This window comes from Pseudobutyrivibrio sp. YE44, assembly GCF_900104335.1.
In the GTDB taxonomy this organism is placed as follows: Bacteria; Bacillota; Clostridia; order Lachnospirales; family Lachnospiraceae; genus Pseudobutyrivibrio.
Window position 1 is genome coordinate 529,761 of sequence record NZ_FMXT01000001.1, and the last position, 14,935, is coordinate 544,695.

At 38.4% G+C, this 14,935-nt stretch carries 14 protein-coding genes; all 14 read right to left on the reverse strand.

The window, feature by feature from the left end; translation table 11 throughout:
* Positions 1–12 precede the first annotated feature (12 nt).
* Complete coding sequence (gene nrdG, locus BLR54_RS02400; RefSeq protein WP_090416616.1) at positions 13–504, reverse strand: anaerobic ribonucleoside-triphosphate reductase activating protein; 492 nt, start codon at positions 502–504, stop codon at positions 13–15.
* A gap of 135 nt (positions 505–639) precedes the next feature.
* Positions 640–2,763 (reverse strand): anaerobic ribonucleoside-triphosphate reductase, encoded by a 2,124-nt coding sequence (gene nrdD / locus BLR54_RS02405; RefSeq protein WP_090416617.1) that lies wholly within the window; start codon positions 2,761–2,763, stop codon positions 640–642.
* Positions 2,764–2,974: 211 nt separating this feature from the next.
* Complete coding sequence (locus BLR54_RS02410; RefSeq protein WP_090416618.1) at positions 2,975–4,324, reverse strand: zinc ribbon domain-containing protein; 1,350 nt, start codon at positions 4,322–4,324, stop codon at positions 2,975–2,977.
* 18 nt (positions 4,325–4,342) lie between these two features.
* Positions 4,343–5,128, reverse strand: a complete 786-nt coding sequence (locus BLR54_RS02415; protein ID WP_090416619.1) for a hypothetical protein — start codon at positions 5,126–5,128, stop codon at positions 4,343–4,345.
* Positions 5,129–5,432: 304 nt separating this feature from the next.
* On the reverse strand, positions 5,433–6,440 hold the full coding sequence (locus BLR54_RS02420; protein ID WP_090416620.1) for an NAD(P)H-dependent glycerol-3-phosphate dehydrogenase: 1,008 nt from the start codon (positions 6,438–6,440) through the stop codon (positions 5,433–5,435).
* 261 nt (positions 6,441–6,701) lie between these two features.
* Entirely contained in the window at positions 6,702–7,364 is a 663-nt protein-coding gene (locus tag BLR54_RS02425; RefSeq protein ID WP_090416621.1) for a glycerol-3-phosphate acyltransferase, read from the reverse strand.
* Positions 7,364–8,689, reverse strand: coding sequence for a ribosome biogenesis GTPase Der (gene der / locus BLR54_RS02430; RefSeq protein ID WP_090416622.1), 1,326 nt, complete (start codon positions 8,687–8,689; stop codon positions 7,364–7,366). Before der ends, BLR54_RS02425 begins: the two co-directional genes overlap by 1 nt.
* 3 nt (positions 8,690–8,692) lie before the next feature.
* A complete protein-coding gene (locus BLR54_RS02435; RefSeq protein WP_090416623.1) occupies positions 8,693–10,018 on the reverse strand; it encodes a DUF512 domain-containing protein in 1,326 nt (441 codons plus the stop codon).
* Positions 10,012–10,371: a YraN family protein gene (locus tag BLR54_RS02440; RefSeq protein ID WP_090416624.1), complete on the reverse strand. Its 360-nt coding sequence runs from the start codon at positions 10,369–10,371 to the stop codon at positions 10,012–10,014. The genes BLR54_RS02435 and BLR54_RS02440 overlap by 7 nt, the downstream gene beginning before the upstream one ends.
* A 12-nt stretch (positions 10,372–10,383) precedes the next feature.
* Positions 10,384–10,674, reverse strand: a complete 291-nt coding sequence (locus BLR54_RS02445; RefSeq protein WP_090416625.1) for an EscU/YscU/HrcU family type III secretion system export apparatus switch protein — start codon at positions 10,672–10,674, stop codon at positions 10,384–10,386.
* Positions 10,675–10,687: 13 nt separating this feature from the next.
* Entirely contained in the window at positions 10,688–12,559 is a 1,872-nt protein-coding gene (fliK, locus tag BLR54_RS02450) for a flagellar hook-length control protein FliK (protein ID WP_090416626.1), read from the reverse strand.
* 59 nt (positions 12,560–12,618) lie between these two features.
* Positions 12,619–13,383 carry a ribonuclease HII gene (locus BLR54_RS02455; protein WP_090417285.1) on the reverse strand — a complete coding sequence of 255 codons (765 nt, stop codon included), beginning with the start codon at positions 13,381–13,383 and terminating at the stop codon, positions 12,619–12,621.
* A gap of 4 nt (positions 13,384–13,387) precedes the next feature.
* Positions 13,388–13,921, reverse strand: coding sequence for a signal peptidase I (lepB, locus tag BLR54_RS02460; protein WP_242871196.1), 534 nt, complete (start codon positions 13,919–13,921; stop codon positions 13,388–13,390).
* Positions 13,922–14,088: 167 nt separating this feature from the next.
* Positions 14,089–14,928 carry a ribosome biogenesis GTPase YlqF gene (gene ylqF / locus BLR54_RS02465; RefSeq protein ID WP_090416627.1) on the reverse strand — a complete coding sequence of 280 codons (840 nt, stop codon included), beginning with the start codon at positions 14,926–14,928 and terminating at the stop codon, positions 14,089–14,091.
* Positions 14,929–14,935 lie beyond the last annotated feature (7 nt).

Consider the following 14,935-nt stretch of genomic DNA (forward strand, 5'->3'; position numbering starts at 1 on the left):
AAATCTCCCTTTTTAGTCGCAAAATAGAACGATTTGATCAAGCTTTCTTGTCTGAGGTACATCAATAACGCGCTGATTAATGCTCCCTCTCCATTTAGCCTGTAAATCTATCTTATCAATTTCAAATTCTCCGTCAACCAGAACATCGATATATTCCATAATTTCTAGAGACTTGATTTCCTCATAGGTGAACCCAGTGTAAAGCCAGACGGTCTTGCCGGGAAACCTCTCCCTAATTTCCCGGGCAAGCTCCGTCACTTCCTTACGATTTCCAGGAAACAATGGGTCACCTCCACTAAATGTTATTCCTGAAATATAATCTCTAGACAATACTTCAAATAATTCATCCTTAGCAGCCTGGTCAAATTTCAGACCGCCCTCTGGATCCCAAGTGATAGGATTTTGACATTGCTCACAACGATGGTCACAACCTGATACCCAAAGCACAGCTCTAAGTCCATCACCATTAAGCATGTCGTCTTTTGTTATATTATGGTAATTCATTTACATTATTCTCCAAATTTACTTCACATTTTCTCACACTAACAATCATCAGATACTCTTCCAGTGACTAGATGTCACTTTCAGAGATCTAATAGATTGTTATTTAGAAAATGTTCTTATATCTGTGCTATGAATTTACATAGACTTACGATCGGCAATTTCCGCCATCTTTGCTTCGTTAAGACGTGTATCACCCTTTACACGGGAGTATGAAAGATAGCCATTCATTCGATCGATTTTTGTGAGATTCTTGCTGCCGCAAACTGGACAAACATCCATCTCAAGTTCTTCATGTCCGCAGTCATCGCAGTATGAAAGGGAAAGGTTTACACCTTCATAGAAGCCCTTTGCCATTGCTCTGCGAACAAGAGTCTTAACAGCCTCGCGGTTGTAGTTGATTGGGTAACGAACATATTGAATCTTTCCACCGTTTGAAAGCTCCCAGAAACGACCTTCCTTATCCTGCTTTTCAATTGGTGTAATATCTTCTGTAACATGGCAGTGGAAAGAATTAGAAACATATTCTCTGTCTGAAACATTCTCAACAATACCATACTTATTTCTAAACTGTTTTACCTGAAGGCCGCAAAGGTTTTCAGCTGGAGTGCCATAGATAGCGTAAAGATTGCCATCCTCTTCCTTAAACTGATTAACCTTTTCATTTATGTGCTTAAGCACTTCAAGTGCAAACTCTCCATCCTCAACAAGGGATTTGCCATTGTAAAGCTCCTGAAGCTCATTGAAAGCTGTAATACCAAAGCTTGCTGTTGCAGCCTTAAGAAGTGGCTTAATCTTGTCGTGGAAGCCAAGGTGTCCACCATAAAAACCACCCTCACAATAAGCAAGAGGATTTGTAGAAGCACGCATCTCTCCAAGGTAAGCATAGGTACGGATATGAAGCTTTCTAATCATCTCAAGGTAGTAATCAAGCACCTCGTAGAAATCCTTTGATTCCTGACGAGACTTAGCAAGAATCATAGGAAGGTGAAGGGAAACAGCGCCGATATTAAAACGGCCAATAAATACTGGCTGATCGTTTTCATCAGCAGGTGTTCTTCCGCCACGCTCATACCAAGGTGAAAGGAATGCACGACATCCCATAGGTGAGATTACCTTGCCATATTTCTTGTACATGCTGGCAATATATCCCTCACCAGTAAGTGAAAGCCAATCAGGATACATTGTCTTTCTAGAGCAATCAATACCTGCTTCAAAAACATCCTCAAGCTCGCCACCTGGTCCATGAAGGTTTTCATCATACAAGAATACAATCTTAGGGAAAAGAACTGGCTTTTTAAAGCCCGGCTTACCCTGACCGATTGAACGAACCTTAAGACATGCCTTACATGCCATCTTTGCAAAAACAGATGTACCAAGACCGATTGTAACTGTGATAAATGGATAATCGCCACGGGAAGATGCAACGGTATTGAACTTGTACTCCCATCCTTGGAAGCCCTGCTCCATATCACGATGAACCTCGCTCATTGCAACCTCTTCAGCCTTAGCCTTATCTATTCCAAGCTCAAGATACTTGTTTAAATATTTGTCATAAGAAATCTGAGCATACTTCTCTAAAATCTGGTCAGCCTGTGGGATAGTAAAACCACCGTACTGCTGGCTGGCTGCAGAAAGAACAATATCTCCAATAACATCAAAGGCAACATCAAGACTCTTTGGCTCGTTATAGAAGATGTTACCCATTTCAAAGCCACCTTCAAGAACTGTCTTAACATCAAATAAGCAGCAGTTCATGGTGTCACGTCTAGCGTTCATATCATGAATATATATGTAGCCATCTCTGATAGCCTGAACTTCCTCTGTTGTAAGGAAGAATTTCTTGTAAAGCTCGCGGTTAAGCTCGTTAAAAATCAGTGAGCGCTTGGTAGAAACAAGGGCAGAGTCAGTGTTTGAATTTTCCTTGTCACCAATGTACATGATGTTCTGAGACTTTTTATAAACATCATCAAGCATCTGTACAAAGTCCTGCTTATAGTTACGGTAATCTCTATAAGACTTCGCAACCATAGGATTAACACGCTCCAAAGCACCCTCAACAATGTTATGCATTTGTGCAATCTCAATCTTCTCAAGGCCAAGTTCCTCCACTCTTTCCTCAACAAATTGACAAATGAAGCGTTCCTGCTCTGGAGTAAATTTAACTAGTACACGGGTGGCTGATTTGCCAACTGCCTCAACTACCTTCTGTACATCAAATGGCTCAAGTGCGCCATCTTTTTTAACAACAAATCTGTTCATGATACCCTCCGAATATATAAAAACAAAACAATTATTATTTGAATATTCTGTCAATATCTAGTTGATTTTAATAAAAAACTACTAGATATTGTGTTGATAGATTTATACTACCACCACATTATCTAGTAGTCAATAGAATTAGATACCACTATATAAAGTTTAACAATTCAGACACAAATGGTCATAAATAACTATTTTGAGTCTTTATATATTAGTATACCTTGTATTTGTCCTCGATTTCTTGCATGGTATCTGATAAATAGCTATCATAGGAATTTCTATTTTCAGAAACAACACCTCTATACATTTCTTCGTCATCTCCATAACCGAAGCAAACGCCGTAACCAAAATAGTAATCTCCAGCAAAGTTTCCAAAATAATTAAAATCACTACAGTCACAAGATCCATCTGTAAGCTTATATAGATTTCCAAACATTACCGGAATGTATACCTTCTGATGATCAAGACCGCCACCAGTAGTAGAAACAGAAGCTGTATAAACTAAATAATATTCATCTGGTAAAGTAAAATTATCATCATGATATACATTAAAAATATCACCTTCATAATTAATATCTTCTATAATAAGACTAGTATCATTACCAGGTAAATAATACTGAATACCCCATTCAGCAACTTCCTTAAACACATCTCTGTTCTCATCTGTGATTTCAGAATAATCTCTAAGGCGCTGACAGCCTATATATTTTTCAAATATACCACCACACTCATACTGGCTATCATTTGATCCATCTCTATTTTCATCACGTCTTACACATGTAAGGAACATATTTATAGCCGAGTCACCGTCTCTGGCTCCAGAAAAATCAGAACCATAACCCATGTCACCCCATTGCAACTCACCATTTACTCTTTCAAGATTAGAAAATGCTCCAACCTTTAAACGCTCTCTTTCTGATCCATAAATTGAAACAGTTTCTGAGTACACAAGCAAAAGATCATTACCTTTCACTCCTTGTTCTGTATCATTAGCGTGAAAGATATATCCTGCAAATTCAGCCTTAGAAATAAGCTCTCCATCTGCATATTCCTCATCATCAGCAAGCTGTGAAGCAAAACTATCGAAACAAATTTCTTCAAACGCCTTATATTCATCTTCTGTAACTTGACTATAGCTTGTAAGGAAGCCTTCCTTAAGAGAATCATCTTCCTCAGTTTCTTCTTCAGAATCCTTTGAATCTGCTACTTCTTCAGTAGTCTCAGTTGTTTCGTTAGCCTTGCCAAGCTTAGAATCCTTAATCTTCTTAAAAGCAAAACCACCAACAGCTAAAATTAAAACAAGCGCAATGATAGCTGCAACAATAATAATCACAAGAGTTTTATTTGAACCCTTATTTGATGCAGCAGTGTTTCCAGCAACTGGAGCCTGCTGTGGCGCTGGCATTGGAGCTGGTGCTGGTGTTGGTGCTGGTGTTGGTGCAACTGGAGCACTATTATTAGCCTCTACTGGCTTTGGAGCTTCCTGTTCAACAGGCTGTCCACAATTCTCACAAAACTTATTCCCTGGAGCAATCTCTGCTCCACAATTAGTACAAAACATTTATATACCTCCAAATGCTTAATTTACAGCTCTATAAAAATTCTTGAAATAAACTACATCTGCATCTTCTCCACCAAATGAATCATTGTAAAGAGATACGCTATTGCCCCAGTTGGCATTTTCTCCCTGTAGAATATTTCCATCCTTGTCTAATACTGCAGCAAAACCATCATGATAGTCACAATCAAGTCTGGCATCAGCTTTCTGAGAAGCCTCAATGTAGTAATCTCCTGAGCTATCAAGATCTAAAGTAACTGTTTGCTCATATGGTATATACAGCTTATCAGATTCAGAAACCTCAAAGGTGTTCCATTCTATATCACCAGATGGCTCCTTTAACTTAAAATACAAATCACTACAGATAGTTGCCTTAGGTCCCAATTCAACATCAGATTCACCAAGATCCTTTTCGATTTCATCTGTTGAATTTTTAGCACCGCCCTTATAGGTGATTTTTACAGCTTCATCCGAAAGATTTGTAAAAGCAACTACAAGATGGTTAAAACCTTTGTACTCATACTTTGTTTCAGATACAACAATATCAGGATACTCCTTAGATGGCGAATAAGTTACCATCCAATTAACCTTGTTATAGTCTGAGTCCAAATCCTTTAACTTTTTTATAGTCTCCCTTGAAAGAGGATACTCATCAGCAACCTGTTCACCAAACTCTGATGATTCTTCACTTTTAGGAACTGGCATACCAGCACGTGTAGGTGACACTCCTTCAACTCCGCAGCCAGTAAAAGAAACCACTGTGCTAATAAGCGCCATGGTCAGCATAAATAGCTTTGTTTTTTTCATTACATTATTCTCCATATCTATATTTAATATTAGCAGGCAAACCATATTTGCTAGTTTAAAATGATACACATAGTTATCACTAGTAACAAAAGTAACAACCATTTGCCGCATCTTATATAAACCTCAAATAAAAGAATTTGCCACATAGACATTTCTAGGATAACATATGATTCACAAATTAGCCACAAATATTTCACAAAATATTAACAAAAATCCCTGGCTTGCAAGTTACGTATTTCTTCTGGTTTTCCAGTAAAAAACGTCACTCACAAGTCAGGGACTTAAAACTGCTCTATTTATTTAATTACCATTCCAAATCAGAAGTTTCATCCTTCTTAGATCTGGTCATAAGCTCGTACACAGCATCCTTTGTATCCATTCCATCAAATAGAACTGCATTTACCACATCAACGATTGGCATTTCAATGCCGTACTTTTCAGCAAGCTTTTTGGCAGCCTTTGCAGAGTATACCCCCTCTACTACCATGGCTACCTTTTCCATGGCCTCATCCTTAGACATGCCCTGGCCCATATAAAAACCAGCCATTCGGTTTCTAGAATGCATTGATGAACAGGTAACAATAAGGTCGCCAACACCTGTAAGACCTGAAAGTGTCTCTGGTAATCCTCCCATTGCAACTGCAAGGGCTGAAATCTCTTTAATTCCGCGAGTAATAAGTGCGGCCTTTGCATTATCACCAAAGCCAAGTCCATCAGACATACCGGCAGCAAGTGCAATAACATTTTTTAGTGCTGCACCTACTTCTATTCCTTTTACATCTGGAGAGGAATATACTCTGAAGTATTTGTTCATAAAAAGATTCTGAACAAATAGTGAGGTCTGACGATCAGTAGAGCCAGCCACCACAAGAGTTGGCTTAAATACAACAACCTCTTCTGCGTGACTTGGACCAGATAATACGCAGATACGTTTATCCTCGCCTAAAACATCTTCAAGTATTTCTGTCTGAGTGAAAAGAGTTCCCTCTTCTATACCCTTTGTAACTGTAATGAAAATCTGATTTTCATTAACAAAATCTTTAATCTTTTCTGCAGTCTCTCTTGTGGCCTTTGAAGGAACTGCCATAAGAATAACATCTGCTGTTTTTGTAGCAGCTTCAATATCTGCTGTAAATATCATTGATTCAGGAAGCTTTACGCCTTTTATTTTGTCGCTGGTATGAGTGTCGTTCATCTGATCCACCTGCGACTGACGGTGGGACCAAACGGTTACCTCATGTCCATTCTTGTTAAGCATGACAGCAAGGGCTATACCCCAGCTACCTGCTCCTAGTACACTAATTCTTGCCATTCATATACCTCTAGTCTTTCGAATAGTTACGCTGGTCACGCATACAATATTATAGCGCCCTTTTTCTCATCGTTTTCACTATACTCTCGAAAAAGGGCACTACAAATTGTATCCTACCAGCTTTTCTTTCAAAAAATAAGCCGATAGTTGAAAACCTCTAGGTATAACTTTCGCGAAGCATTCTTTAGCTACGTAGTTATACCTAAAATTATCAACCTAATCGGCTATATTACTTACAATAGTCGCTGTCCACCATAAACGCTACGCGCGTGTTTCTGGGTGGAACGAGAATTTGTTCTCGTTTCCGTTGAGAAGACGCTTGATGTTTGCGTGATGTAACGTAATTCCAAGCGCTGCTACGAAGATGCAGATAACCACAACTTCGGTAAGTTCGGTGCCTTCAAATGGGAGAATCCCAAAATGTGCAGCCAATACGATTTCGATTGCAAAAGAAAGAACACCAATGATAGAACCAAGAGATACGTATCTGGTAATTGCTACAATTGCAATGAAAATACATGCTGGAATAAACACTGCCTTTGGAAAGAAAGCAATGATAAAGCCAAGTGTAGATGCAATTCCTTTTCCACCCTTAAACTTCATATAGCAAGGGAAATCGTGTCCGAGAACACAACCAAGCCCTGCATAAATCATATAAATATTTGGCCATGCATCACCATTCTCTACGAAACGGCTAAAGGTAAGCCATACAAAAAGCCCTGCAACAATACACTTTGTACAATCCCATGCTAAGGTGATAAGTCCCGCTGGAACACCAAGATTACGCATGGTATTTGTAGAACCAACATTTCCGCTGCCAACTTTAGTTAAATCGATATGCTTTGACTTGCCAATCAAATAGCCCATCAAAATCATACCAAAGCAATAACCAATTAATACTGCAATAATTCTCCCAATTATCATTATTCGTTTTCCTTCCTCTCTCTAATTATAAATTTCAGAGATGTACCTTCGAAACCAAATGCATCTCTGATTCGGTTCTCAAGATATCTAACGTATGAGAAATGCATCAAATACTTCTCATTTACAAATATAACGAAAGTAGGTGGTTTAACAGCAACCTGTGTGGTATAGAAAATCTTAAGTCTCTTCCCCTTGTCTGTAGGTGGCTGCTGAAGAGCAACTGCCTCAGTAACAATTTCATTAAGAACACCAGTTGCAATACGCATTGAGTTGTTTTCAATAACAGCATCAATTGTCTCGTAAATCTTTCCTAAACGCTGTCCACTCTTTACAGAAATGAAAAGGATTGATGCGTAAGGCATGAAGGAAAGAATCTGACGAATCTTTGTCTCATGCTCCTTCATGGTCTTGTCATTTTTCTCAATGGCATCCCACTTGTTTACACATATAATTATACCCTTTCCACGCTCATGAGCAATACCAGCAATCTTTGCATCCTGCTCTGTTACACCCTCAGTGGCATCAATCATAATGATTACAACATCAGCCTTTTCAACGGATGCAACAGCACGAACAATTGAATAGCGCTCAAGGTCTTCTTTAATTTTGCTCTTACGACGAAGTCCAGCTGTATCAATAAAAATATAATCCTTGTGATTATAACGAACTCTAGTATCTACAGCATCTCTGGTGGTACCAGCAATATCTGAAACAATAACACGGTCTTCACCACAAAGCTTATTAATCAATGAAGATTTACCTACGTTTGGCTTTCCAATTACAGCGATACGAGGAGTGTCATCCTCTTCCTCATCTCCTGATGGCTCTGGGAAGTAGCTAACAACCACGTCAAGCATATCACCGAAACCAAGACGAGAACTTGCAGAAATTGGAATAGGATCACCAATTCCAAGATTATAGAACTCGTAAACATCAGCCATATCACGCTCGAAGCTGTCTACCTTATTTACCACAAGAATAACAGGCTTGTGACTGCGACGAAGCATATCAGCTACCTTTGAATCGCTATCCTGTAAGCCTTGCTTTACATCTACAAGGAACACAATTACATCAGCTGTATCAATAGCTATCTGTGCTTGCTCTCTCATCTGAGACAAAATAATATCCTTAGAATCTGGCTCGATACCGCCTGTATCAATCATGGTGAAATCATAATTAAGCCAACTTACATCAGCATAAATTCTATCTCTAGTTACACCTGGTGTATCTTTAACAATTGAAATACGCTCTCCTGCAAGTGCATTAAAAAGCGTAGATTTTCCAACATTTGGGCGGCCAACAATAGCCACTACTGGTCTTGCCATACGTTACCTCTCTTTTCCTATTATCGCGAGTACTAAATCTCGACCGTCTGATTGTACAATACGAGTCTTTACTTGTAAAGCCGACTCAAGCTCAGACAAGGTTATATCATCAAGGAATACTTCCTCTTGTGCACGAAGCATTGTGCAGGATAAAAGAAGATTATCTCCTAAATCCCTATCTTTCAGTTGGGCTATTAAATCCTGCCCTGTAATAAGTCCTGAAACTGTGATTTCCTCACCAAAGAAATCATTAGTTATAGGAACAACTTCAACAGTTACCTTGTTAAACTTTTCAGTTATTAAATCACCAAGCTCCTTCATAAATGGAGCCGCAAGCTTTCCTGTTGCAATGGTAACTTTTCTGCGTTTCATAAAGAAAGGCTTCTTTATATCTTCCAAAGCATCTAAAACCTCTTCCTTCAGAAGTCGAAGCATTCCAACACCATTTTCCAACTGGATAAATCCATCATATCTATCTGCCTCTGGAAGTGGACGTCCTGCAAGAATATACCATTCATCAGAAGCCTGAACGAAGTGGTTTCCAAACTTTTCCATAGCAATCTGCTGCCATTTTTCAATTTGATCAATTACAGCGCCAGCTTCTTCTGCTGTGTAGGTCCTAAGAGGAAATAATCCATCTCTATACTTTGTGATTCCCACGGGAACCACAGACATCGAACTCATAACCGGAGCGAACTGCATTAAATCCCCTATGGTTCTATCAAGCTCAGGCCCATCGTTTAAGCCCGGACAGGAAACCACCTGGGCATTCATAGGAATCTCAGCCTCGTAAAGCTTTCGAATCTTTTCTAAAATATCTCCAGCAAAACGATTATGTAATAGCTTCATACGAAGCTCTGGATTAGTTGCATGTACCGAAATATTAATAGGTCCAAGCTTATATGCAATAATTCTATCTAAATCCGCCATCTTCATATTTGTGAGGGTAACATAATTGCCCTGTAAAAACGAAAGACGGGTATCATCATCCTTAAAATAAAGAGTTTCTCTCATGCCAGGTGGCATCTGATCTATAAAGCAAAAGGCACATTTGTTTGAACAGGATTTGTAATCATCCATAAGACCATTACAGAAAATTACGCCTAAATCCTCGCCATCCTCCTTTTTTACAAAAGTGGTGGAGGTGCTGCCATCCTCATGAAGAAGCTCTACAGTAATATCAGCGTCATCACTGTAATAGTGATAATCAAAAATATCTACAAGCTCAACATTATTTATCTTTGTAATTATATCTCCAGGAACAAGGCCCGCCAAATCAGCTGGGCTTCCCTCCATTATTTCCTTAATTTTATGACTTGAATTTAACATATTGGTATATACTCAAATGCATTTTTAAAATGCGATAAATGTCCTTCCTCTATTGCTACAACATCAAACCTGACACTGGTGTCTGAGCTTACGTGATTCATCATCATATAAACATCAGCACAGCGAGAAATCTTTCTCTTTTTATTATAATTAACAGCCTCTACAGCAGAACCAGTCCTTTTGTTTTTGCGATATTTTACCTCAACAAAGACTAAGTAATCACCATCTTTTCCAACAATATCAACCTCTCCCATTTTGCAGTAAAAGTTCTGCTTAAGGATTTTCATTCCATTGTTTTTGAGATAATCAGCTGCAAGCTGTTCAAAATCATTTCCTTGTTTTCTATAATTCATAAAATGTAAATCTTATCTTCCAAGCTTCGCCTTCAGCTTTTCCATATCATTAACGAAAACTAAAATCTCCGCTACAACCTCATAAAGCTCAGGTGGTATGGCATCTCCAATATTTAGCTTGCTCAAAGTCTCCGCCAGCTCATTGTCCTGATAAAAAGGGACATCAGCTTTCTTTGCTTCTTCTATAATTTGTTCTGCAACATATCCTTTTCCAGAAGCAAGAATTTTAGGCGCAGCATCCCCAGCCTCATAAGAAAGAGCAACCGCTGTTTTATTCTTATCAAAGCTTTTCTCTTCAGCCATTACCTAGCCCTCATTATGCTCTCATATCAAAGCTATATCTATGCACTAAGCCCTCATTAAGACCTTTACCTTCTATTGGAGGCGAACCTAAAAAATCCTCAACAAAATCTGCCTTATCCTCTCCACAGGTCAACTCAGAAGACACTGTAAAGCCCTTGGCTTCTAGGCGTTCAGTAAGTAAATCCAAGTTGTCCTCAATAAGCTTTAAGGAAGATTCATTTGCCAAATTCCATTTGCATCCAACCTTTGTTTCCTTGAGAGAAATAAACACGTCAGTTGGACCTAAATATTCCATATCAAAATGCAGGAATGCGGTAATTTCCTCACCAGCCTCATAGCTACTCTTTTTGTTTTGACGAACATAAAGCATACTGTCGGTGTTCTGGTTGTACATCTTCAGCGGAATCTGAACGAAATTGTACATCTCATTTGCAGAATTCATAAAGTTGATATTCTGCTTGATCTCATTAGTTTGATTTTTAATCGCATCACTGGCTTTATTGTTAAAGCTAGATATCAATCGCTCTAAAGCCTCAGTCTGCTTAAGAACACGCTCATAAAGCTTTGAAATCTCACCTGGCTTCGTAACATCCTTCGGCTCCATAGTAAAGCTATCTGTAATAAGATTTTTAAGCAAACCTCTATAAAGCGGAGCCTTTATTATATCATTTAATGTGGATTTTGGAATATCTGGATGATTTTCTAAGTAATCAGATATCTCTCTGAATACCTCTTTAATATTTGCATCAGTTTTTAGAGTTCCATCTTCCCCAAAAATCTCAAGATTATCTTTTGGGAAATCTGGAAGATTATTCAAAATCGCATTAAAGGAATTAATCTGCTTTTCACCAGCAAAGTTGTTTAGCATCTGTATTCCAGATTCCTCAGTGGTGACAATTTGCTGGGCTGTTGTTTGGGCTGCCTGTCCTTCTGCTGCCTTGGAAGCCTCTGGATTAACTTGCAGTGCCTCAGCATTAGCCCCAATTTTATTTTGAGGATTAATATTATTAGATATCCCCTCAAAACCTTTGTTATTTAACTCTATACCATCAGCTTTGGTTGAAAAATTTTCTGTAGGAACAACTTCCACCTTAGGCTGCTGATTAGTAGTTGCTTCAGCCTCTACATTTTCCTCTGTTAAAGTAACGTTACCCTCTGACGTCTGTTCAGTGACTTGCGATTCAAGATTTACAACACTTCCCTCTACAAAGATAGCCTTTAACTGACTATTGATATTTATAACATCGGAAGCCGTCAATTCCTCAGAAGTCATCAATTCTGGAAGCATATCGGCTATAACCTGAAAATTATCAGAAAGCACCGCTTTGTCATTAGCATAATTAGTAAACATACTAATGTTGTCAGGTGTAATGTCCAAACCATGCTTCGCCATTGTAACAAGTGTCTGAGGATCCACCTCAGGATTATTAAGGACAATTCTATGCATAGCTGCAAGATTCTCTGGATTAATAGGCATTGAATTTTGCATCATGGAATTCACCATACTGATATTCTTTTCAGAAACAGAAATATTGGCTAAATCCAAAGCCTTTAGAAGTGTAGGATTGGCTTCAAGTCCACCAAGATTAACTGGACGAATTTGAATTAAATTACCATCATTGCTTTTTACTTCAAAAAAAACAGACTGTCCAGGCACAAGATTAACACCAGAATCAAGGCGAGCAGTCATAGTCTGACCATTAGCCAGACCGATTGTCACCTTACCATTTTCAATGGAATTAACAGAACCCTCAAAGACTTCACCTTCCTTTAAGGTGTCAGCGGCGGTTCCAGTGAGGGACTGTGATGCTGCCATTTTTGTACGTGCTGCAGCATCATTAATCATTCCTCCATTGTATGGATTGAAACCTGTGTTAATATTCATACGCTCTCCATGAACCAGTTTGCAATCAAATGGTTCTTTTATAAGCAATAACTTGACCGTTAAACAAAGTTACCGATAAAAGATTTTCTATGAATAGGACAAGGTCCATATTTTTTAAGAGCCTCAATATGTTCAGAAGAACCATAGCCCTTATTACTTGCAAAATGATACTCAGGATAAATATCGTCATATTCAACCATCATTTTATCTCTTGTAACCTTTGCAATAATACTTGCAGCACCTATAGATATAGACTTTGCGTCACCTTTAATAATTGGAACCTGAGGAATTGTTACTCCAGGAATTGTAACAGCATCGTTCAAAAGAAGCTGTGGCTCTACACTACCCAAGGAGATGGCCTGACGCATAGCTTCGTAAGTGGCCTGAAGTATATTAATCTCATCAATACGCTCCTCAGAAACCACTCCAATGCCTACCGAAATAGCCTTAGCCATTATTTCCTCGTAAAGCTCCTCACGTTTAGCTGCTGAAAGCTTCTTAGAATCATTGATGTATAAAATATCACAGTCCTTTGGGAGGATAACACAAGCTGTTACAACCGGGCCAGCCAAAGGGCCACGGCCAACCTCATCAATACCACCTACATACTCATATTTTTCCCAATACTGGTATTCATATTCTTTGAGCCGTTCGATACGCTCTTTTTCAATTCTCAGCTTCTCCATTTTCTTTTGAGCCTGACCAATGATTTTAGACACCCCTGGTCTTCCGTCATTGATATATTCCTCTATAAAAGATGGAAGAAGTTCGATTGATGATTCCTTGAATTCCTTTTGAATATCGGTAATTTTCTTTTCGCCCATAACACTAGTCAATATTGTCTACAAGGCCAAATTTAGAGAAAGGATATACTCTTACCCAAGCCTTACCAACAATGTCATCTCCCTTTATATTTCCAACAGCTTCAAATCTTGAATCTGTACTGTTGTTTCTGTTATCACCAAGAACAAAGAATTCATCTTCGCCAAGATAAATCTCTGTGCTAGCTATACCTGCATTACGAATAACCTCAGTACCATATTCCTCTGGTAAAAGTTCATCATTTACATAAATATTTCCAGAAGCATCAATTCTAACAGTTTCTCCAGGAAGACCTATCACTCTTTTTATATAATAGGTGTTTTCCTCGTATTTATATGGAAATACAACAACATCAAAACGTTCAGGGTCATGTATACGATAGCTAATTTTATCTACAATTAGATTATCACCATCTGAAAGAGTATCCTCCATGGAGCTTCCACTAACCACAGTACGCTGACCAATAAACTGTGTGATAACAAATACTATTAAAAAGCACACAGCAACATTAATAACAACGCTGAGAATCTCTCTTAATATCCCCTTAGTAGTAAGAGGCTCATCTTCTTCAAAAACCTCACCATTTTCCTTGGCACGAGTCTTTTCATTATCTTTTGATTTAGAAGGACTATCATTTACTCTCTGTCTAGCTTTTTCAATATCCTTTTTAATCTGTTCTTCATCATTAAAGTCGATTACGTTCATCATTATGGCCTTTCAAGTGAAATATTTCCTAAGCTACCATTTCGAAATTCATCAATCAGTACCGCTGCTGCTTTATCAAAATCCAGCTCAGAACCTTTTTTTACAAAATTTCTCTTTTGTGCAATCTCAGTAATTATCTCATGATTAACTGCACTTTCGTCTACTTCATATCTCTGTTTTAAAACACCACTATATTCTTTTGTCAAGAAATCACAAAGCTCCAAAGCAAGCTCTCTAGTCTCAATAATCGCATCATTGATTGAACCAATAAATGCAAGGTGAAGACCAACTGTATTGTCCTCAAACTTAGGCCAGAGAATACCAGGAGTATCTAATAATTCAACAGACTTATTTAGCTTAATCCATTGCTTTCCTTTAGTAACGCCTGGCTTATTACCAGTTTTGGCAACTGCACGTCCAGCAAAAGAATTAATAAAAGTTGATTTTCCTACATTAGGTATACCAACAACCATTGCTCGAACCGGACGGTTCTTAATTCCACGCTTTCTATCACGTTCGAACTTTGCAGCACAAACTTCATCTAAAGTGGCCTGAACACCTTTCATGTTCTTTCTATCTCTAGAATCAAGCTCTACACAATAAAATCCTTGCGATTTAAAGTATTCCTTCCATTTCTGATTTACACCCTTATCAGCCAAATCAGATTTATTTAATAAGATTAATCTAAGCTTTCCATTAGCAAGTCCGTTTATATCAGGATTCCTGCTTGAAACAGGACATCTGGCATCTATTACCTCTATAACTAAATCGATAAGCTTTATATCTTCCTGCATTTGACGCTTTGCTTTCGTCATATGCCCAGGATACCATTGAAACTCCATATATCAC

Excerpts from the sequence above, each read along its gene's own strand:
- nrdD (WP_090416617.1), bottom strand. The coding sequence starts at position 2,763 with ATGAACAGATTTGTTGTTAAAAAAGATGGCGCACTTGAGCCATTTGAT.
- BLR54_RS02445 (WP_090416625.1), bottom strand. The coding sequence starts at position 10,674 with ATGGCTGAAGAGAAAAGCTTTGATAAGAATAAAACAGCGGTTGCTCTT.
- fliK (WP_090416626.1), bottom strand. The coding sequence starts at position 12,559 with ATGAATATTAACACAGGTTTCAATCCATACAATGGAGGAATGATTAAT.
- BLR54_RS02410 (WP_090416618.1), bottom strand. The coding sequence starts at position 4,324 with ATGTTTTGTACTAATTGTGGAGCAGAGATTGCTCCAGGGAATAAGTTT.
- der (WP_090416622.1), bottom strand. The coding sequence starts at position 8,689 with ATGGCAAGACCAGTAGTGGCTATTGTTGGCCGCCCAAATGTTGGAAAA.
- nrdG (WP_090416616.1), bottom strand. The coding sequence starts at position 504 with ATGAATTACCATAATATAACAAAAGACGACATGCTTAATGGTGATGGA.
- BLR54_RS02435 (WP_090416623.1), bottom strand. The coding sequence starts at position 10,018 with ATGTTAAATTCAAGTCATAAAATTAAGGAAATAATGGAGGGAAGCCCA.
- BLR54_RS02455 (WP_090417285.1), bottom strand. The coding sequence starts at position 13,383 with ATGGGCGAAAAGAAAATTACCGATATTCAAAAGGAATTCAAGGAATCA.
- BLR54_RS02425 (WP_090416621.1), bottom strand. The coding sequence starts at position 7,364 with ATGATAATTGGGAGAATTATTGCAGTATTAATTGGTTATTGCTTTGGT.
- BLR54_RS02415 (WP_090416619.1), bottom strand. The coding sequence starts at position 5,128 with ATGAAAAAAACAAAGCTATTTATGCTGACCATGGCGCTTATTAGCACA.
- BLR54_RS02420 (WP_090416620.1), bottom strand. The coding sequence starts at position 6,440 with ATGGCAAGAATTAGTGTACTAGGAGCAGGTAGCTGGGGTATAGCCCTT.
- ylqF (WP_090416627.1), bottom strand. The coding sequence starts at position 14,928 with ATGGAGTTTCAATGGTATCCTGGGCATATGACGAAAGCAAAGCGTCAA.
- BLR54_RS02440 (WP_090416624.1), bottom strand. The coding sequence starts at position 10,371 with ATGAATTATAGAAAACAAGGAAATGATTTTGAACAGCTTGCAGCTGAT.